16 protein-coding genes are annotated in these 20,065 nt (G+C 70.4%); 9 read left to right on the top strand and 7 right to left on the bottom strand.

Annotation, left to right across the window (positions count from 1 at the left end):
* Positions 1 to 79: 79 nt before the first annotated feature.
* On the bottom strand, positions 80 to 1,039 hold the full coding sequence (locus tag ABH933_RS39115) for a S1C family serine protease (RefSeq protein ID WP_429419354.1): 960 nt from the start codon (positions 1,037 to 1,039) through the stop codon (positions 80 to 82).
* Between the two features lie 463 nt (positions 1,040 to 1,502).
* Between ABH933_RS39115 and ABH933_RS39110 the strand changes: the two genes are divergently transcribed.
* The gene (locus ABH933_RS39110; protein ID WP_429419356.1) at positions 1,503 to 2,264 is read left to right on the top strand and encodes an SDR family NAD(P)-dependent oxidoreductase; all 762 of its coding nucleotides are present in this window, start codon (positions 1,503 to 1,505) and stop codon (positions 2,262 to 2,264) included.
* A 201-nt stretch (positions 2,265 to 2,465) separates the two neighbouring features.
* On the opposite strand, the gene ABH933_RS39105 is transcribed toward ABH933_RS39110, so the two are convergent.
* The 5 genes from ABH933_RS39105 to ABH933_RS39085 form a co-directional block, all read right to left on the bottom strand.
* Positions 2,466 to 3,248, bottom strand: a complete 783-nt coding sequence (locus ABH933_RS39105; protein ID WP_429419359.1) for an ESX secretion-associated protein EspG — start codon at positions 3,246 to 3,248, stop codon at positions 2,466 to 2,468.
* The gene (locus tag ABH933_RS39100; protein ID WP_429419360.1) at positions 3,248 to 5,983 is read right to left on the bottom strand and encodes a hypothetical protein; all 2,736 of its coding nucleotides are present in this window, start codon (positions 5,981 to 5,983) and stop codon (positions 3,248 to 3,250) included. Before ABH933_RS39100 ends, ABH933_RS39105 begins: the two co-directional genes overlap by 1 nt.
* Positions 5,980 to 6,405: a hypothetical protein gene (locus ABH933_RS39095; RefSeq protein WP_215916981.1), complete on the bottom strand. Its 426-nt coding sequence runs from the start codon at positions 6,403 to 6,405 to the stop codon at positions 5,980 to 5,982. Before ABH933_RS39095 ends, ABH933_RS39100 begins: the two co-directional genes overlap by 4 nt.
* Positions 6,406 to 6,589: 184 nt before the next feature.
* Entirely contained in the window at positions 6,590 to 7,984 is a 1,395-nt protein-coding gene (locus ABH933_RS39090) for a metallopeptidase TldD-related protein (RefSeq protein ID WP_429419362.1), read from the bottom strand.
* The gene (locus ABH933_RS39085; protein WP_429419364.1) at positions 7,981 to 9,507 is read right to left on the bottom strand and encodes a TldD/PmbA family protein; all 1,527 of its coding nucleotides are present in this window, start codon (positions 9,505 to 9,507) and stop codon (positions 7,981 to 7,983) included. Before ABH933_RS39085 ends, ABH933_RS39090 begins: the two co-directional genes overlap by 4 nt.
* Before the next feature lie 267 nt (positions 9,508 to 9,774).
* Between ABH933_RS39085 and ABH933_RS39080 the strand changes: the two genes are divergently transcribed.
* The 4 genes from ABH933_RS39080 (at position 9,775) to ABH933_RS39065 (ending at position 13,120) form a co-directional block, all read left to right on the top strand.
* A complete protein-coding gene (locus ABH933_RS39080) occupies positions 9,775 to 10,452 on the top strand; it encodes a TetR/AcrR family transcriptional regulator (protein WP_429419366.1) in 678 nt (225 codons plus the stop codon).
* A gap of 159 nt (positions 10,453 to 10,611) precedes the next feature.
* Positions 10,612 to 11,838 carry a sensor histidine kinase gene (locus tag ABH933_RS39075; protein ID WP_429419368.1) on the top strand — a complete coding sequence of 409 codons (1,227 nt, stop codon included), beginning with the start codon at positions 10,612 to 10,614 and terminating at the stop codon, positions 11,836 to 11,838.
* A 54-nt stretch (positions 11,839 to 11,892) separates the two neighbouring features.
* Positions 11,893 to 12,552: a response regulator gene (locus ABH933_RS39070; RefSeq protein ID WP_215916984.1), complete on the top strand. Its 660-nt coding sequence runs from the start codon at positions 11,893 to 11,895 to the stop codon at positions 12,550 to 12,552.
* 85 nt (positions 12,553 to 12,637) lie between these two features.
* Complete coding sequence (locus ABH933_RS39065) at positions 12,638 to 13,120, top strand: FxsA family protein (protein ID WP_429419370.1); 483 nt, start codon at positions 12,638 to 12,640, stop codon at positions 13,118 to 13,120.
* 21 nt (positions 13,121 to 13,141) lie between these two features.
* On the opposite strand, the gene ABH933_RS39060 is transcribed toward ABH933_RS39065, so the two are convergent.
* Positions 13,142 to 13,744 (bottom strand): TetR/AcrR family transcriptional regulator, encoded by a 603-nt coding sequence (locus ABH933_RS39060; RefSeq protein WP_429419372.1) that lies wholly within the window; start codon positions 13,742 to 13,744, stop codon positions 13,142 to 13,144.
* A 110-nt stretch (positions 13,745 to 13,854) separates the two neighbouring features.
* On the opposite strand from ABH933_RS39060, the gene ABH933_RS39055 reads away from it, so the two are divergent.
* The 4 genes from ABH933_RS39055 to lnt all read left to right on the top strand — a co-directional run bounded on the left by ABH933_RS39055 (position 13,855) and on the right by lnt (position 19,797).
* The gene (locus ABH933_RS39055; protein WP_429419374.1) at positions 13,855 to 15,024 is read left to right on the top strand and encodes an alpha/beta hydrolase family protein; all 1,170 of its coding nucleotides are present in this window, start codon (positions 13,855 to 13,857) and stop codon (positions 15,022 to 15,024) included.
* Positions 15,025 to 15,106: 82 nt separating this feature from the next.
* Positions 15,107 to 15,967 (top strand): alpha/beta fold hydrolase, encoded by an 861-nt coding sequence (locus ABH933_RS39050; protein ID WP_429419375.1) that lies wholly within the window; start codon positions 15,107 to 15,109, stop codon positions 15,965 to 15,967.
* 145 nt (positions 15,968 to 16,112) lie between these two features.
* Positions 16,113 to 17,711, top strand: coding sequence for an amidohydrolase (locus tag ABH933_RS39045; RefSeq protein ID WP_429419377.1), 1,599 nt, complete (start codon positions 16,113 to 16,115; stop codon positions 17,709 to 17,711).
* 127 nt (positions 17,712 to 17,838) lie between these two features.
* Entirely contained in the window at positions 17,839 to 19,797 is a 1,959-nt protein-coding gene (lnt, locus tag ABH933_RS39040; RefSeq protein WP_429419379.1) for an apolipoprotein N-acyltransferase, read from the top strand.
* Positions 19,798 to 20,065: the final 268 nt, after the last annotated feature.

Genomic DNA, 20,065 nt, shown 5'->3' with positions numbered 1-20,065 from the left:
CGAAGCCGCGCATGGCCGGAGCGAATGCGGAGGTACGCCTAGGGGCGGCCGGATTGCGTGCGATGGCCGCCGGTGCCGATCAGCCGGCGGTCAGTTCGGTCGGTACAGCGATGACGTCGACCATCGCCCCGTTGCGCAGGACGGTGACCGGCAGCGAGCGGCCGATGGCGTCCGCGAACAGGTGGCGTTGAATGCCCTGGGCGTCATGGATTTTCGCGCGATCGACGCTGAGCACCAGATCGCCGCGGCGCAGGCCGGCGCGGGCGGCAGGGCCGTCGCGCACCACTTCCACGATCCGCAGCGCCGCGCGCTGGCCGGTGCGGGTGGCCACCGCCTCGGGTAGCGGTGCGGGCACGCCCACCACGCCGAGATAGGCGCGCCGCACCCGGCCGTCGGTGAGCAGCGTGCTGATGATCCGGCGGGTGGTCGAATTGATCGGAATCGCCAGTCCCAGGCCGATTCCCGCGACGGCAGTATTGACCCCGACCACCCGTCCGGACGAATCGGCCAGTGCGCCACCTGAGTTGCCAGGATTGAGTGCGGCGTCGGTCTGGATGACATCCTCGATCACGCGGGCGATGCGGCGATCCCCGACGGGAACCGCGCGCCCCAGGGCGCTGACCACGCCCGCGGTGACCGATCCGGCCAGGCCGAGCGGGCTGCCGACCGCCACCACCAGCCGCCCGACGACCAGGGAGTCGGCATCGCCGAGGACAGCGGCGGCCGGCGCGCCGCCGCGGGCACGCAGTATCGCCAGATCCGAGAGCGGATCGACCCCGACCACGTCGAACCGCGATTCGGTGCCATCGGCGAAGACGACATCGCCGCTGCCCGCCGACCCCACCACATGCGCATTGGTGAGCAGGAATCCGTCGTCGGTGAACACCACCGCCGACCCGCCGCCGCGCCGCGTCTGCACGCTCGCCACGTGCGGGGTCACCGCCTGTGCCACCGCGATCACCGTGCGCGAGTAGGCATCCAGCGCGGCCGCGTCGTCCGAAATACCCGACTCACGGGACCGGATCGTCTCGTCGTCCACCGCGATCACCTGCTTACATCATTACAACCTTCCCACCAGCATGCGCTCGCCTGTGGGCCGTCGGTGACCCCGTTCGCCGCGGGCCGAATCGATGGTCCGCGATCGCGTCGGTTGTTCACCCGTGGGACTTGCCGTATCGACCGCGTCACCGAGGACTGGACCGGAGTGCCCGAGGCCGACATCGCGCGGCTGATCGAGCGCTTCTTCCGCGGGCGCCAGCGCTGGTGCGGATGCAGGGGCGGCGGGAGGCCGTGCAGATCGGCGTGTTCAGTGGCGGTCGCGGGGTCCCCTCAACCGCATCACGCCGCCCTCGCTCACCGGCAGGGCGGCACATGGGAATCGAACCGGCCACCCCGCGCAGCCTGAGCGCGCGGTCCGATTCTCGCCAGCTTCCGCCTGTCGCCCGGGCTTGACTTGTCGATGCGACGAGATCGCGAATGGTGCGACAGAAATGGAGTCTGTAGTGAATTCTCGGTTCGAGTCCAAGGTTGTGCTGATCACCGGCGCAACCTCGGGTGTGGGCGAGGCGGTCGCGCGGCGCGTCGCGGCCGAGGGTGCCGCGGTTGTGCTGGGTGCGAGGGGAAAGACAGATGGCGACCGGGTGACCGCCGAGATCCGGGCGGCGGGTGGCCGCGCCGTGTTCGTCTCGGCCGATGTCACCGACCCCGCCGACCAGGAGCGCCTGACCGGCACCGCGATCGACGAATTCGGCAGGCTGGACGCGGCGTTCAACAATGCCGGCGCCGTCAAGGCGTTCGGCCCGATCCAGGACATCGACGAGGCGAGCTGGCGGGCCGATCTGGAACTGAACCTGACCGGCGTGTATTACGGTCTGCGCCAGCAGATTCCGGCGATCATCGCCTCGGGCGGCGGCGCGATTCTGAACAATGCGTCGAATCTGGGTGTGGTGGGCATGGGGTCGGTGGCGCCGTATGTGGCCGCCAAACATGGCGTCGTCGGCCTGACCAAGGCCGTTGCTCTCGAAACGGCCGCGCAGGGCGTCCGGGTGAACGCGCTGGTATCCGGCGCGGTCGACACTCCGGCGTTTCGCGGCTCGATGGGTGCGACACCGGAGGGCGCGGCCGCGGTGGCCGCCCTGCATCCGCTGGGCCGCATCTCCCGGCCCGATGAGATCGCCTCGCTGTGCGCCTATCTGCTCAGCGACGAGGCGAGCTTCGTCACCGGCGCGGCGCTGGCGATCGACGGCGGCTTCACCGCGCAGTAGTCCCGCGGTCGGTTCAGCGGAAGGCGCGAGCGATGTCGAGCCACTTCTCGGCGTACTCCGTGACCGCGGTGAGGCGGGTCTCGGCCCGGGGTCTGTGCTGGGTGGCTCGCGTCGATCGCTTCCGGGGTCGGACGGCGATGAGGACGCTCGCATCGGCCGCGGCCGAGATGGTGTGCGCACTCCACCCGAGGTGGATGTCGGCTAGTGCGTAACGAATTCGCCCATATCGTCGACGAAGTCGCGGTATTCGAACAGGGCGAGGTCGAGCAGGCGGGCGACTGCGCCCTGCACCGCGCCGGCGTCGGCCGGCTGGACGGTGATGGTGCGGTTGCCCGTCTCCAAGTATCGGCCGTCGTCGTGAATGTCGTACCAGCGGACCGTGCCGACCTTGCGCGGCTGCTTGCCGCCGAGGCTCCGGGGGCCGCGGAATACGGTGATCACGCCGGCGCCACCGGCCGGGCGGCGAACCAGTCGCCGATAGCGTTGCAGCGGCGTGGATTCCCCGGTGTAGTGCAGTTCCGGTTGGCGCTCGGGGTACAGGTCGGCCACCGCGAACGCCTGGGGTGGATGACTGCCCGGCGCGACCCGCGGCAACAGGCCACCCAGCTGAGTGGACAGCCGGTCCGCGGAGATGATGCTGACCTCGATGCGCGGGCGGCGAGTGAATTGTATTGCGAGAGCGGCGTGCCGGTCGTGGCGGGCGGCGGTGACCCGGATCGGGCCCGCCTGGTCGGAGACGCCGTGAATCTCGGCCCACACCTCCGGCTCGGTGAGCACACGGAACGCGCGCCGCAGCAGGTCTGCCTCGTTCCAGGTCAGCCTGCCCTGGTCGGAATACTCGTGGCGGACGTGCTCCCAGTAGCGGTCACGCTCGTTCACATGGGCGAAGCGAGACAGATAGGTGAGCGGGTAGAGCATGCGGTCGTTCGCCGGCCCGAACCACAGGGCTGCGAATTCCTCCTCGTCGAACGACCAAGTGGTCATTATTCACCTATCGTGGGCTGAACGTACTGCCCGCTGAGTGTCGTTCCGGCGGTAAGGGATTCGCCGCGGGGATCGGCGCCTTCCCGGTTCGGATCGTCCGGGGACGGGTATTCGCCGATCGTGGGCTGGACGTAGCTTTCGGTGAGTGGTGTTGGGGCGGTGCGGGGCTCGTTGCTCGGGGCTGCCCCGGAATCGAGGCCGCTGCGGGCGCTTTGGGGGGTGTGGTCACCGATTGTCGGTGGAACGTAGTGATCGGCGTGTGCGGTTGATCTGGATGCGCCGATATTCATATCGGCATCTTCCTGGTCGTCCGCGGATCCGTATTCGCCGATTACGGGCTCGACATGCGGTCCGGCGAACTCTGTTCCGGCCATGGACGGTCGTACATCGTTCGCGCGTATCGTCTCGGCGGCGGCGGATCCGATGCCGGGGTTACCGATCGCCGGCTGAACGAGGTGCGCCGTGGACGTTGTTTCGGCGACGGTGGGCTCGTTGCCCCGCGTGGTACCGGTATCGGGCCGCTCGTGGTCGCCTCGGGCGGTGTGGTCACCGATCTGTGGTCGAACGTTCTGATCGGTGTGCGGGGCGGACCCGGCACCGCGGTCGAATATCGGACTGGCGGGGTCCTGGTCGTCCACCGATTCGTATTCGCCGATGACCGGCTCGACAGGTGGTTCGGCGCCCGCTGTTTCGGCTGCGGTGGGGTTGAGTTCGTCCTCGGTCGCCGCTCGTTCCCGGTTGTCTCGACGCGTGTGGTCGCCGATGGTGGCCTGGACGTAGTCCTCGGTGCGCGCCATCTCGGCCGTGGTCGACTCGTTGCTGAGGTCGACGGTCTTGCCGATTCGGTCGCGGTCGCCCTCGTATTTGACCCGCATGCGCGGCATCCGCGGATCGTGGTGCTGGTGTGGGTCGTCGCTGAGTTCGGCCGCGGCCGCGCCGGTGATCGCGGTCGCCGCGGGCTCGGTCAGCGCGTCGGGGGGAATCGAATTCGTCGCGGCGGCCGACCCGAGCGGGGGAGTCGCGGGGGTTCCACCGGTCGGGGTGGGCGCGATTGGCCTGGGCGTCTGGGTATTCGGCGCGGGGCTCGGGGGATTCGTACCGGGGGTCGGGGAACTCGGTACCGGTGCTGGGGAATTCGGTCCCTGGCCGATCGGACCGGAATGGAGGATCGGCCCGGGTGCCGAGGATCCGGGTGCGGGGGCGCCGGGGCTCGGCGGAGGGGCCGAAGGGCCTGGCGCCGGAGCGGTGGGAGCGGGCGGAATGTTCGGTGTCGATGGGGGATTCGGGATCATCGATCCCGCGCCGAGAGCGGGTGCGGCGATACTGGCCGCGGCGCCCAGTGCGGATCCGGCGGCGCTCGAGGCGGCCAGCGCGCCGGGCAGGGCCGTACCCGGCACCGTCGTCGGCAGCCGCGGCGTGTTCTGTGTGAGATTTGCTCCGCCGCGCCCACTGTCGGAGGACCCGCCCGCGCCGGAATCTGTGGAACCGGGCGTGGCCGTGGCATTCTGCGCGCCGCCGGAGGAACCGGCGCTCGGCGCGGCCGTCGAGCCGGTGTCGGTGTGCGTAGTCGGCGCGGGTTGGATCGAGGTCGCTTGGTTCGCCGTGACCTGGTTCGACGTCGCCTGGCTCGCCGCGGCTTGGTTCGCAGTCGTCTCGTTCGCCGCGGCTTGGTTCGATGCGGTCTGGCTCGCCGCGGAATCGTTTGCCGCTGAGTGGGTTTCGGCGGGAGTCCTGCCGTCGGACTGGGAACCGTTGTCGGCGGGCGTGGTGTGCGTCCCGTGCTCCGAGCGGGGCGTATCCGAATCCGAGTGCTGCGGCGTGTCGTGTGTGCCGTCACGGGAGGTCGTATCGGTCGGGGCATCGTGCGGCGATGTACTGGCCGGGGTCGTCGGAGCGGTGACCGGCGCGGTGCTCGCCGGGCGGGTAGCGGCCGGAACCTGCGGGTCACCGGTGAGTACGGTCCGGTCCTGCGGGCGATAGAGCACGTCGCTGGCGGTCGGGCGCGACGTTGCGGAATTGTCCGTGAGCGCGGTGACGCTCGCGTCGGGATTCGTTACCGGCGTACCGAAAAGGCTGGTGTGCACACCCGCGGGCACGGTGCTGTCCGGCTGCGTGCCGAGGCCGGGGATATCGATGCTGGCCACGCCCGGAATCGACACCCGCACACCGTTGGTCGTCGCCGACGCCAGCGCGGTGAGGGGATTGTCGCCGGCTCCGGTCGAATTCGCCGGCGGAAAGGTCGGTATGCGGGCGTCTTCGGTGGTGAACGGGACCACGTAGCGCTGCTGCATGATCTGCCGGGCGTCGTCCTGGGCCTTGCTGGCGTTGCGCGTCTGGGTGTCGAATTCGGTCGGATCCTTGGTCTGGTCGGCGGTGACCGGAACCGGCTTCGATATGTACGCCTTCGTGGTCTGCGCGGCCTGGGCGGTATTCGCCACGACCTGCCCGGTCTGGTCGAACAGGTCGGCCAGATCGGTGGCCCGGGTGCCGTATCCGGTCACCGCCTGCACCGCGGCCTCGGCGGCGGAGCCGGTCCAGTGGCCGTCCACGGCGGTGCGCACGGCCTGCACCAGGCCGGTGGTGGAGGTGCGCCACTGGTCGCGGGCTTGCTGCCAGGCCGTGACGATATCCGCGCAGTGATCACCGACCGTTTGGAAGGCGTCGTAGATCTGCTGATGGGTCAGGGCGTCCACATTCTCCGGATCGGTGATTCCGGGTGCGTCATAGGTCGTCACGCGGTGCCCCCGGCCTCCGGGAGTGCCGCCTGGGCCGCGCGGAGTTTGGCGGCGAACTCGCTGTCGGTCTGCTGCAGGCGATCACGGATCGTGCGGAACAGGGTCTGCAGTTCGTCGGCGGTCTTCCAATGATCCTGCAGGGTGTCGTAGGCGTTGTTGGCCCCGCCGCTGCCCTTGTCCCGCAGGCGCTGCACGATCGTGTGGGCGGAGGTCAGGATCGGCGACTGCTCGCCCACGCCCCACGAGTCCTGGTTGTGCACCTTCTGCACCAGCTGCTGGATCGACTGGATCTCCGTCTTGCGCTGCTGCAGTGCCTTATCCAGCGCCAGGAACGCCTGCGGCTCCACATTCAGCGAGACCGATCCGGTCTTGGCCTGCTCGATGAGCGGACCGAAGACCGGGGCTCCGGTGTCCTGTGTCATTGAGTCCCCACCTCGACTTGTGCGCGCCTGCCCCCGAGCCGAGTGGTTTCGATGCGGCAGAGCATCGCTGTCCTGGCCAGCGATTCTGCCACATGGGTGCGGGACACGGGTGCGGTCGGGGACCGAACGTCCGGTCCGGACGAGCGGCCCCGACACAGCGGCGGAGCGGGTGAGATGGCTGGGATCAGGTCGCGCGGCTGACCGAGGACATGTGGAAATCGGGAATCCGCAGCGGCGGCATCGCCGTGCGGGTGAACCAGTCCTTCCACTCGCGTGGCAGCGTGACCTCGGTGGCCCCCGCCTCGGTGGTGCGGCGCAGCAGATCCAGCGGGCTCTCGTTGAAGCGGAAGTTGTTCACCGCGGCGGTGACCTCGCCGTCCTCGACGAGGTAGACGCCGTCGCGGGTGAGCCCGGTGAGCAGCAGGGTGGCAGCATCAACCTCGCGGATGTACCAGAAGCAGGTCAACAGCAGCCCGCGCTCGGTGCGGGCGATCATCTCCGGCAGCGTCGCGCCCGAACCGCCCGTCATCAGCAGGTTATCGCCCGGAACCGTGATCGGTGCGTCGAATTCCGTTGCGGTGGCCCGCGGATACACCAGATTCTCGATGACGCCCTCGCGGATCCAGTCCACGCGCTGGGCCGGAAGGCCGTTGTCGAAGACCGAGAGCGCGGGCGAGGAGGCCGTCGTGGCCACGAACGGGCGGTACTCCAGGCCGGTCGCGCTCGGATCCGAGTAGAGGGTCAACCCGAGATCGGTGAGCCGCTCCCCGACGCGGGTGCCGCCCGCCCGCGAGAAGGCCGTGTGTCCCTCGTTGGCGCCGCGGCCCTGCATCTCCCAGTTCATGTAGATCAGCAGATCCGCGACCGCCGATGGGGGCAGCAGCGTCTCGTACCGTCCGGCGGGGAGCTCGACGTTGCGGGCGTTCCAGTCCAGCCGCCGCGCGAGCTCGGTCAGCAGTGCGGAGGCGTCGACATCGGCGAAGTCGAGGGTGCCCGCGCCGACCCAGGCGCTGGCGAGATCGGCCCCTGCGCCGCGCTTTCCGTTGATTTCGACCGATCCGGTCGGCTGGGTCCAGCGGCGGCGGATCCCGGTCGAGGTGCCCAGCCAGGTGGTGTGCAGCTGATGCTCGGCGAAGCCGTACAGCATGTCCGCGCCGTCGAAACCGGTGGCCAGCTCGCGCGCCAGGCCGGTGAAGACCTCGATGCCCGTTGTCGCGGGCTCGCCCGACCAGCCCGGGTCCAGATGCAGGCCCACCGCCTCGGGGTCCAGCAGCGGCATCGCATCGCGCGCGGGCGTGGCGGAGCGCGCGGCCTCGTCGCTGGCGCGCACCACCGATTCGATGTCGGCGGCGGCCACGCTCGTCGAGCTCACGCTGCCGACCCGGGCGGCATTCGGCCCCTCGCGCAGGATCGAGACCACCGCCCACTCGCGCGAGGTCGAGGATCCGTTGGTGGTCATGGAGTTTCCGGCCCAGCGTAGCGAGGCCTCGGACTGGTCGGTGACGATGACGATCGCCTCGTCGGCCCGCGAGGCGGCCAGGGCCCGCTCGACGACCTCGCCGCCGTGTAGGACGCTCATCGCCCCGCCTCCGATCGAGTATTGAGAATGTTGACCCCGCGCACCAGGACCGACGGGCAACCGTGGCTGACCGCGGCCACCTGGCCGGGCTGGGCCTTGCCGCAGTTGAACGCGCCGCCCAGCACCCAGGTGGAGGGTCCGCCGACCGCCTCCATCGAGCCCCAGAAATCGGTGGTGGTGGCCTGATAGGCGACATCGCGCAGCTGGCCGGCCAAGCGCCCGTTGCGGATCCGGAAGAACCGCTGACCGGTGAACTGGAAGTTGTAGCGCTGCATGTCGATCGACCACGACTTGTCGCCGACGATGTAGATGCCGTTCTCGATGCGGGAGATCAGCTCCTCGGTGCCGGTGTCGCGCACCGGATCCGGCTGCAGTGAGACGTTGGCCATCCGCTGAATCGGCACATGGTGGGCCGAATCCGCGTACGAACAGCCGTTGGAGCGGTCCAGGCCCAGCCGCGGCGCGAAGACGCGGTCCAGCTGGTAGCCCACGAGCACGCCCTCGCGCACAAGATCCCAGCGCTGGCCGGCCACGCCCTCGTCGTCGTAGCCGACCGAGGCCAGGCCGTGCCGCTCGACGCGGTCGCCCGTGACGTGCATGATCGGGGTGCCGTACCGCAGCGTGCCCAGCTGATCGGGTGTGGCGAACGAGGTTCCGGCATAGGCCGCCTCATAGCCGATCGCACGGTCGTATTCGGTGGCGTGGCCGATGGATTCGTGGATGGTGAGCCACAGATTGGTCGGGTCGACAACCAGATCGGTAGGGCCCGGAGTAACCGTGGGCGCCTTCACCTTCTCGGCCAGCCACTGCGGGATCCGGGCGAGTTCTCCTGTCCAGTCCCAGACGCCGTCGGCGCCGGTGACGTACTCCCAGCCGCGCCCGGCCGGCGCGGCCAGGGTGCGCATCGTCTCGAACGCACCCGCACTGGCGTCCACCGTGATCGCCTCCAGGTGCGGATGCAATCGCACCCGCTGCTGGGTGATCGCTGATCCGGCGGTGTCGGTGTAGTAGGTCTGCTCCTTGACCTGTAGCACGTGCGCCTCGACGTGATCGACGCCGTCGGCGGCGGACAGGCGCTCCGAATAGTCCTGCAGCAGTGCTACTTTCTCCGGCGTCGGCGCCTCGAACGGGTCGATCGCGTAGTCCGAGACCCACTGCGCGTCGCCGTAGACGGGCTCGTCCGCCAGCTCCACGCGCTCGCGGTTCAACGCGCGCAGCGTGGTCGCCACCGTCACCGCGCGGCGCGCGACCTGTGCGGCGGTGGCGGGGGACAGGTCGGCGTGGGAGGCGAAACCCCAGGTGCCATCGACGATTACGCGGACCGCGAAGCCCAGGTCGATGGAGTCGGTGACCGCCTCCACGCGGCCGTCCCGCAGCCGGATCGACTGCCGGACCTGGCGGTGGACGCGCAGATCGGCGTAGCCGGCCCCCGCGGCGCGCGCGGCGCTGAGCGCGGCCTCGGCCAATGCGGCCAGCGGCAGCGCACGGAACTCCTCGTCCACGGCACGGGATGCAATGCTCACGCAGCACACCGTAATTGCTCGGGAGCTGCCTCTTCAAGAACAAAAGCCGAGCGTTCGGGTGCGGACGGCGAATCCGTGGCGAGCCGCGCGCGTGCGGGCGCGTCGGTGGCGGGCGGCGCGGTGAATGCGTTGCGGCCCAGTGCGACACGCCGCGCAAACTGGCAGTGAGTGCAATGTCGCAGGCTGTGCGTGTGCGCGCGAGGTGTAACGCGCGGCGACACGCAGCCTGCCGGGTATTTGATCTCGTATGCCGTACTGTCTGCCCGCGTGCCGCCATCCGCCCTCCGTGACCGCAAGCGAGAACGCACCCGCCGCGCCCTGCTCGAGGCCGCCGTCGACATGTTCGAATCCCGTGGCTACGAGGCGACTACGGTCGCCGACATCGCCGCGGCCGCCGAGGTGGGCACCCGCACCTTCTTCAATTACTTCGAGAGCAAGGAAGAACTGCTCTTCCCCGAGCCCGACGAGCGCGTGCGCGCGGCCATCCACGCCATCGGGACCCGCCGCCCGGACGAGCGGCCGGTCGAGGTGCTTCTGCGCGCGCTACGTGCGGCCGGCGACAATCCGGGCGAGCACCTCGGGGACGACCTGGCCGCCCGGATCGCCGTCCTGCGGGCTCAGGTCTCGCGCACGGTGCCCGCGGTCAGCGGCCGCGCGGCGCACGCGCAACTGGCGGCGCAGCAGGAGATCGCCCGTCAGCTGCGCGCGGCCTTTCCGGACGAGCTGGACGACGTCGGCGCGGCGGCCCTGGTCGGCGCGGTGGTCGGCGCGGTCTCCGGGGCGCTGACCGTCCTGTTCTCCGGTCGCCACGCCATCGAGGACGGCGAACGCCTGCAGCGCAAGATCCGCGAGACCACCTCGCGCGTGCTCGCGCCCTGGCTGGCCGGGCATTCGACCCATGCCGCGTCCGGGGCACGGCCGTTGCCCGCCGAGGTGCGCTGCTGAGCGCGGCGGACACCCCCTGGCCGGTGCTGGACATTCGTGCCGGAGGCAGCTCGACATCGGTCGCGGCGAGTGGATGTGATGGCCGGGGCCCGATACGTGTGTGCGAGGCGGTGCCGCACGTCCGGCCGGGCACTCGGTCGCGCGTTCTAGGCTGAGGACGTGCGTCGATTCAGCCTGTGGCTCCGCGGCAAGCCCATGGTCGCCGATGCGATGCTGGCCGCACTGCTGCTCGCTGCCGATCTCGCCTCGGCCGTTCACAAGCGGCATCTGGCGCTCTATCTCGTATTCGCGGTGCTGGTTCCGCTGCCGGTGATCGTGCGGCGCAGGTATCCACGCGCGAGTGCGGCTGCGCTGCTGGGCGTGTCGATTCTCAACAGCCTGGTGAGCGGCGCGATCGGCGAAAACCTGCAGAATCCGGCGCTGGGTGCGCTGGGCATCGCGCTGTACACCCTGGTCGCGTACGTGGGGCGGCGGGACGGGCTGATCTATCTCGGCGGACTGACCCTCGACGCGGCCCTGACCGATGCGCTGAACCACGAATCGATCCCGATGACGATCGCGATCCTGACGCTGTACTACGCGCTGTGCTGGACCCTCGCGGAATTCCTCGGCGCCCGCCACGCCTACGACGCCGAGGTGGCCGCGCGGCTGGCGGTGGCCGACGACGACCGGGAACGCGCTGCGCACGAGGCGGTTTCGGTCGAACGCACCCGGGTCGCGCGCGAGCTGCACGATATCGTCGCGCATGCGGTGAGCGTGATCGTCGTGCACGCCGACGGCGCCCGCTACGCGCTGCGCACCGATCCGGATGCGGCCGATCGGGCGCTGGGCACCATCGCGGCCACCGGGCGCGAGGCGCTGCGCGAGCTGCGGCGCACGGTCGCGCTGCTGCGCACCGAGCATTCCCCCGAACAGCTGCCCCAGCACGGCACCGCCGGCCTGGCGCGGGTGGTGGGGATGATGCGCAGTGCCGGCCTCGCGGTCGAACTGGAGCTGGCCGGTGAACTCGACAGCATCGCCCCCGAGGTGAGCCTGGGTGTGCACCGCATCGTGCAGGAGTCGCTGACCAACACCTTTCGCCATGCGGGCCCCGCCCCGAAGGCGTGGGTGCGGGTGCATCGCCGGGACGAGGATGTGCTGGTGGAGGTCGTCGATATGGGCCATCAGTGGGTAGCACAGGAACCGGCCGCCGATCCGCCGCCGGGCACGTCCGCCCGTCCGTCCGGCGCGATGGCCCGCAACGGCCTCACCGGCAGCGGCCTCGGCCTGGTGGGCATGCGCGAGCGCGTCGCGGTCCTGGGTGGTTCGCTCGAGGCCGGGCGGCGCCCCGAGGGCGGCTGGCGTGTCCGGGCGATCATCCCGCTCACCCGGGATGGCTCCGAGTAGTCGCCGGTCGGGTCGCCCGCACGGATCGCCCCGGCGGACAAGTAGATTGGACGGGTGCCGATCACCGTACTCGTCGTCGACGACCAGGAGTTGATGCGAGCCGGGCTGCGGATGGTGCTGGGGGCGCACCCCGATCTCACGGTGGTGGGGGAGGCCGGCAACGGCGCCGCGGCCGTGCAGCAGGCCCGGGAGCTGGCGCCCGACGTGGTGCTGATGGACGTCCGCATGCCGGTGGTCGACGGCGTCACCGCGACGAGTCGGATCCTCGAATCCGGCTGCGGCAGCAAGGTTCTCGTCATGACCACCTTCGACCTGGACGAACACGCTCTCGGTGCGCTGCGGGCGGGCGCGAGCGGCTTTCTGCTCAAGGACACCCCGCCGGAGGACCTGATCTCGGCGATTCGCAGCGTGGCCGCGGGTGACGCCGTGGTCTCCCCGAAGGTGACCAAGCGCCTGCTGGATCGGTTGATTGCCGACGACCCCGGCGGCATGCGCGACAGCGCGGTGCTGGATGTGCTCACCGCCCGCGAGCGGGAGGTGCTCGAGCAGATCGCCGCAGGCCGCTCCAATGCCGAGATCGCCGGGGAGCTGTACCTGTCCGAGGCCACGGTCAAGACCCACGTGGGCCGCGTGCTCACCAAGCTGGGCCTGCGCGATCGGGTGCAGGCGGTGGTCCTGGCCTATGAGACGGGGCTGGTCCGGCCGGGGGCGTGAATTCTCAGTAAGGGTTCAGTCTCGGCGGGAGAAAATCCGGTCGCCCGGTCGTTGAATGGGGTAGATGGATTCGGAAAGGACCGTCATGCCCGCCGTACTGTTCGCCCTCTACCTGGTTGTCGAGATCGCCGCCCTCGTCGTGGTCGGCCATTTCATCGGTGCCGCCCTGACGATTCTGCTGCTCATCGCGTGTTCGGGCCTGGGCCTGATCGTGGTGCGCTCGCAGGGCCGCCGGGTGTTCGATCAGTTCCGGCGTGCCGGGCGCGGGGAGATCACCCCGGGCGCGGCGGTCGCCGACGGCGCGCTGGTCACCCTCGGCGCGGTCGCGATGTTCGTCCCCGGCCTGGTCACCTCCGTGCTGGGCCTGCTCTTGCTGCTGCCCACCCGAGCCCTGTTGCGGCCCTTCGTGTCCGCCTTTGCCACCCGCCGCATCGATCGCTTGTCGATGGCGGGCGGATATCGCGGCGTGGTCGTCGACCCGTCGGGCGATGTGGTCGACGGCACGGTCGTGCACGAGTACTACGACGACGGACAGGGCGCCGCTCGTCCGATGATCGACGGCAAGTAGCCGGATCCGCCGGCCTGCCGGTCACCGCACGGCGGCGCGCAACGCGGCCTCGACCGCGCAGGTCAGCGTCTCCAGGTATTCGTCGCCGGTGTCGCCCCGCAGGATCAGCATGCGGAAGCCCAGCGGCGCGATCAGCAGATCCATGCCGAGCTCCAGATCCAGCCGGGCCGGCAGCTCGCCGCGGTTGATCGCCGCCTCCAGCACGGCCCGCGCCGCGGCCCGGCGCGGCACCGCGACCCCGGTGTGCAGCACCTCCTCGAGCGCGCTCGAGCGGCCCGCGTCGGCGAGCAGTCCGAGGCCGATCCGGCTGACCAGCGGATTGGCCAACTGGCCACGGATGCTGTCCAGCAGTTCGCGTAGGTCGCTGTGCAGGGCGCCGGTGGCAGGGGGTGGGGGCAGCGCCCCGGTGACCGCGTCGCGGATCAGCTCGGTGAGCATGTCCTCCTTGGACGACCAACGCCGATACAGGGCCGCCTTGCCCACGCCGGCGCGCCGGGCGATCGCCTCCATGGACAGTCGCGCGTAGCCGGTCTCGGCGAGTTCGTTGAAGGTCGCCGCGGTGATCGCGTCGGTCACCTGCTGTCGCAGGGCGGCGCCTCCGGTTGCCGTTCGCTCGATTGCCATGTGCCGAGGATAGCCGAGACGGAACGGTTGCGTTCCGTTTGATTCGGCGGTACGGTCGTTCATGAAACGGAACGGCACCGTATCGTTCCGAAAATGAGCGGAGAGCGGCGATGAAATTCCTCTACGACGACGAGTCCTTTTCCTTCGAGGCGCTGCGCGCGGCCGGATATGCCACCTATGCCGGTGCCGAACTCGGCGAGGTGCTGGTGACCTGCGGGCGGATCCCCGAGGGCGACGAGGCCGCCTGGTCGTCCGAGTGGGCCGCGACGGCCGCCCGGGTCGAGGGCATCGGGCGGGACGCACTGGCCGCCGGGCACCGGGTGAGCGCGCGCGAGGCGCTGCTGCGCGCGTCGAACTACTACCGGACCGCCGACTTCTACCGCCGCGAGGATCCGGCGAGCGACGCCGAGTCCGCACGGCTGGCCACGGCGTCGCAGCGGACCTTCGCCGACGCCGCGGCCCTGCTCGATACCCCGGCCCGCGCCGTGCGGATCCCCTACGAGGACACGACGCTTCCGGGTTACCTGTTTCTCGCGGACGATTCGGGACAGCCGCGCCCGACGGTGCTCTACCACGGCGGATTCGACTCCACCCTCGAGGAGGACTACCTCGGGCTCGCCGCCGGTGCGCTGCGGCGCGGCTACCACGTCCTGGCCTTCGACGGTCCCGGCCAGGGCAGCACCGTGCGCGAACAGGGCCTGCACTTCCGGCCCGACTGGGAGGCCGTCGTCACCCCCGTCGTCGATTTCGCCCTCGCCCTGCCCGAGGCGGACCCCGCCCGGCTCGTTCTGGTCGGCACGAGCATGGGCGGCTATCTCGCGGCCCGGGCGGCCGCGTTCGAGCACCGTCTCGCCGCATGCGTGCTGCACGACGGCGTCTACGACATGCATGAACCGTTCGCGACGACCCTGGAACTCGCGACCCGGGCGCCCGGTGGGCTCGAGGCGGTGCTGGCGCAGAACACACAGGCGCGCTGGGCCGTTCGCAACGGCCGGTGGACCTTCGGGGTCTCGACCGCGCAGGAACTCGTCGAGGTGACCCGGCCGTACACGATGGCGGGGCTGGCCGACCGAATCGTGTGTCCGACCCTGGTTCTGGAGGCCGAGAACGACCAGTTCTTCGAGGGCCAGCCGCAGCGCATCTACGACGCGCTGACCTGCCGCAAGGACCTCATCGCGTTCCGCGAGGACGAGGGCGGTGGCGAGCACTGCCACGAGGGTGCGGTCGCCCTGTGGCATCAGCGCACCTTCGATTGGCTGGACGAGCTGCTTGCGGCCTGACGGTCGCGCTCCCGGCGTTTACGATTCGACGAAGATGGCGCCCGCGGGCCGCCGCCACCGTGATAGTCCGGAGGGAGCAGCGATGGGATCACCGAGTCTCGACGAGTGGCTCGCGGGCGGCGAACGCCTCCGGGTGGGTGGCCGCGAGATCTTCCACCGGCAGGACGGTCCCGGTGACGGGCGTCCGGTGACCCTGGTGCACGGCTTCCCCACGTCCTCGCACGACTGGGCTGCGATCATGCCCGCGCTCACCGAATCCGGTTGCCGGGTCACGACTCTCGACCTGCTCGGCTTCGGTGCGAGCGCGAAGCCGAGTGGTCACGAGTACACGATCGATGAGCAGGCATCCATCGTCGAGGCGGTGTGGGACCATCTCGGTATCGGCCGGACGGCTCTGGTCGCGCACGACTACGGCGTCTCGGTCGCCCAGGAGCTACTGCATCGCGACGCCGCGCGTATCACCGCCGCCGCGTTCCTCAACGGCGGCCTGTACCCGGACCTGCACCGGCCCGTCCGCGTGCAGAAGTTGCTGCACGGCCCCGCGGGCGCGGCCCTGCAGTACCTGTCGACCGAGCCGATGTATCGCAGGTCGATACGGGAAATTCTCGGGCGTCCGGTCTCCGGCGACGAATTGCACGACATGTGGCGAGCGACCTCGATGAACGGCGGCAGGCGCGTGCAGCATCGGCTGCTGCGTTACATCGACGACCGGCGGGTGCACGCCGGCCGCTGGCAATCGGCACTCGAAAACTATGGGGGCCCGATGCTGTTCGTCTGGGGTCCCGCGGACCCGGTGAGCGGCGCCCATGTACTGCCTCGCCTGCGCGAGCGGCTGCCGGGCGCTCGGCTCGTCGTCCTCGACGAGCCTCCCGCGACGGGGCACTACCCGCAGGTGGAGAATCCGGAAGCGGTCGCCGCCGCGCTGACCGAATTCCTGCGCTGAACGGACTCGGCAAGGCGGGAGGAAACTCGGGGCCGCGAGAAGGTGCGGGAGTATCCGGCGGCGTTGCGGATGCGGAGACAGGAGGCGGTCATCGTGGACGGGGCGGCGGCGAGCGGGGCCGGCGGCTCCGGCAGACTGGGGTGTCGTGAGTACCCAGTTGCTGATCGGCGGTCGCATCCACAGTCCGAGTTCGCCCGATGCCACCTCGATGGCGGTGACGGGCGGGACCGTGGTGTGGCTCGGGGCCGAGCGGCCGGGGCGGGCGCTGTATCCGGATGCGGAGATCATCGATCTGGACGGGGCTTTCGTGGCGCCCGGGTTCGTGGATCCGCACGTGCACGTCACGGCGCTGGGGCTGCAGCTGACGGGACTGGATCTGTCGGGGGCGGGGTCGCTGGCGGAGTGCCTGTCGCTGGTCGGGGAGTATGCGCGGGCACACCCGGACGGGGTGATCATCGGCGAGGGCTGGGACGAGACGCGGTGGGCCGAGGGGCGGCCGCCGTCACCGGAGCAGGTGGACGCCGCGGCCGGGCCGGGGCGGTCGGCGTATCTCGTTCGGGTGGACGCACATTCGGCGGTGGTGTCGACGGCGGTGCTGGATGCGGTGCCGAACATCGTTGCCGCCGAGGGCTACACCCGCGGGGAACCGCTGCGCGCGCAGGCACATCACCTCGCGCGCGCGGCGGTGCTGGACCGGCTGGACCGAGCCCAGCGCGATCGTGCCCGCCGCGTCGCCCTCGATCACGCGGCCGCCCGGGGCATCGTCGCCGTGCACGAATGCGCCGGGCCGGAGATTTCGGGCCGGGCCGACCTCGCCGAACTGCTGGACTTCGAGCACGGCGTGGAGGTCCGCGCGTACTGGGGTGCGGCGGTGCGCACCGCCGACGAGGCCCGCACGCTGGCGAAGGAGCTCGGCGTGCACGGCCTGGCGGGTGACCTGTTCGCCGACGGCTCCCTGGGTTCGCACACCGCGTGGTTGCGGGAGCCGTATGCGGACGGTGCGGGTACCGGCACGTCCTATCTCGACGTCGATGCCATCACCGCGCACCTGCGGGCGTGCACCGAGGCGGGGATCCAGGCCGGATTCCACGCCATCGGCGACGCCGCGGTATCGGCGGTAGCCGAGGGTGTCTCGCGGGTCGCGGCCGAGCTCGGCGGACCGGCCGTGGCCGCGCGCGGACATCGAATCGAACATGCCGAGCTGCTCGATGCCGACGCCATCGCCGTCTTCGCCCGGTACGGGGTCCTGGCGAGTGTGCAGCCCGGCTTCGACGCCGCGTGGGGCGGCCCGGACGGCATGTATGCCGCGCGGCTGGGCGCCGAGCGCGCCGCGGCCCTGAATCCGTTCTCCGCCATGGCTGCCGCCGGAATCGGACTGGCCATCGGCTCGGATGCCCCGGTCACGGCGCTGGAACCGTGGGCCGCTGTCCGCGCGGCCGCGCACCATCGCACGCCTGGACATCAGATCTCCCCCCGCGCCGCCTTCGCCGCCGCCACCCGCGGCGCCTGGCGGGCCGGGGGCGTGCGCGACGGCGTGGCCGGCACCCTCGTGCCCGGCGCACCGGCCTCCTACGCCGTCTGGGACGCCGCGGACCTTGTGGTGGCCGCGGCCTCGGACACAGTGCAGCGCTGGTCCACCGACCCCCGCTCCCGCGTCCCCGGCCTGCCCCCGCTCGACCCGGGCGCACCCCTACCGCGCTGCCTGCGTACCGTGCACCGGGGGACCACCATCCATGCGGTGTAGTCACGGCAAGACCATGGACCCGCACAGTGTGTACCGACCACGGTGCCTCCCGAATCGGGTTGGTGCCGACAGGCATTCGGTCCGGCAACAGAGTGAAGACAACGCGCGGTGAAATGGAGCGGCGGCCATGACGAGTAACCCGGCCGAACCGGCAGACGCCACGCGTGACGGTAACGCCGCGCGTGAGGATGTCACTGTCCGAGCCGATGCGGCTGAGCTGGAGACGATTGCGAAGCCAGGGGATGCGGCTGTGGGTGACGACGGTGCCGTGCAGGGAAACGTTGTGCGAGGCAGCGGCGAGCAGGGCGACGGCGTCGCGTCGGAGAACGGTGCTGCATCGCGCAATACTGGGCATGGTGATGTTGCGCTCGGGGAGTCCGGGGCTGAGCGGCCCGGTGCGAACGCAGCGGCGGCCGGGGATGTCGGTGTGGCGAGGCGGGCTCGGGCGTGGGTGACGCGGCACCCGGGGCTGGTGCGGCTGGTGGGGGCGATTGTCGCGGGGCTGCTCATCTATGCGAGTTTTCCGCCGCGGACCTGCTGGTATCTCGCGCCGCTCGGGATTGCGGTGTTGACCCTGGTGGTGCGCGGGAGCGGGCGGCTGCGCGGGGGGTTCGGGTACGGACTGCTGGCGGGGCTGGCGTTTTTCCTGCCACTGTTGCCGTGGACCGGGATCTATGTGGGGCCGGTGCCGTGGCTGGCGTTGTCGCTGGCGTGTGCGATCTATGTGGGGTTGTTCGGGTTGCTGGCGCGGCTGGTGGGTGCGCTGCCGGGGTGGCCGCTGTGGGTGGCGGCGGTGTGGTCGCTGACCGAATGGGGGAGGTCGAGCTTTCCGTTCGGTGGGTTCCCGTGGGGGCGGCTGGCGTTCGGGCAGGGTGACGGGTGGTATCTGCCGCTGGCGTGGCTCGGCGGCGCACCCGGAGTGAGCTTTGCCGTGGCGCTGACCGGAACGGCGATAGCGGCCTTGGTGATTGCGGTGCGCGGCGCGCGAGGCGGCGCGGGGCGCTCGGAGATCGTGCTGCCGAGCGCGGTCCGAACCGCCGGTCGGCGCAGGGCGATCGGCGCCGCCGCGGCGGGTGTGGTCGTCCTGCCCGTCGCCGGACTGCTCCTGCGGGCCGCGCTGCCCGCCCCGGACGCGGGCGACCGGTCGATCACGGTGGCCGCGATCCAGGGCAGCGTGCCGCGTCTGGGACTGGACTTCAATGCCCAGCGCCGGGCGGTGCTGGACAATCACGTCCGCGAGACCGCCGCACTGGCGGATGCCGTCGCGGCGGGGCGGGCTCCGCAGCCGGACGTGGTGATCTGGCCGGAGAACTCCTCGGATATCGATCCGCTGCGCAACGACGACGCGTCGGCCGAGATCACCGCGGTCTCCCAGCGGATCCACGCCCCGATCCTGGTCGGTGCGGTGCTGCTCAACGACGACGATACGACCACCAATTCGGTGCTCGTCTGGAACGGTGCGGACGGGCCGGGGGAGCGGCACGACAAGAAGATCATCCAGCCCTTCGGCGAGTACCTGCCCTATCGCAGTTTTTTCAAGCACTTCTCGAAGTACGCCGACAAGGCGGGCTACTTCGTCCCCGGTCACGGCAACGGCGTCGTGCACGCCGAGCCGGGCCGCGGTGGTCCGCCGGTGGCGATCGGCGTGGCGACCTGCTACGAGGTCGCCTTCGATCGCGCCTTCGAGGATTCGATGCACGCCGGTGCGCAGCTGCTGACCGTTCCGACCAACAACGCCACCTTCGGCGACAGCGAGATGACGTACCAGCAGCTGGCCATGTCGCGGATCCGGGCGGTCGAGCACGGCCGCGCGGTGGTCGTCGCCGCCACCACCGGGGTCAGCGCGATCATCACCGCCGACGGCTCGGTGCGGGCGCAGACGAGCAAATTCGTCCCTGCCTGGCTCGAGGCGAGCCTGCCGCTACGCCACACCACGACACCCGCGACGGCCTCGGGCCCGTGGCCGGAATGGATGCTGTGTATCGTGTCCGCGATCGCTGTTGTGGCTTCGGCTATTCGGCGGCGAACCTCGCTGCCGCCGCAGACGGTGGACTGCCAGCCCATCGCCGCACGGGCGGATCGATAGCTGCGAACGCGGTCTCCCGGGTTTCGAACACACTGCGCACGATCGGACCGGCGCGCTGAGGGCGCGTAGGCCGGCGTAGCGACAACATGTTCGCGGGGTTGTAGCGAGGTGCCCCTGTTTCAATTCAGGCTGTCTGAAGTATCCGTTTTTCGTGCGAATTTCGGTTTAATAATGGGGTTTGCAGAGAGTTAGCTTGCTAAACTGCACTCCGGCAACGTGGTTCGAAGTGAAACATTCCGAGATCGCTACCGATCCGCTCGTCCCGATG

Source organism: Nocardia sp. GP40, from assembly GCF_050434125.1.
In the GTDB taxonomy this organism is placed as follows: domain Bacteria; phylum Actinomycetota; class Actinomycetes; order Mycobacteriales; family Mycobacteriaceae; genus Nocardia; species Nocardia albiluteola.
Note: the sequence above shows the minus strand (reverse complement) of the source record. Positions and strands in the feature narration are given on the sequence as shown.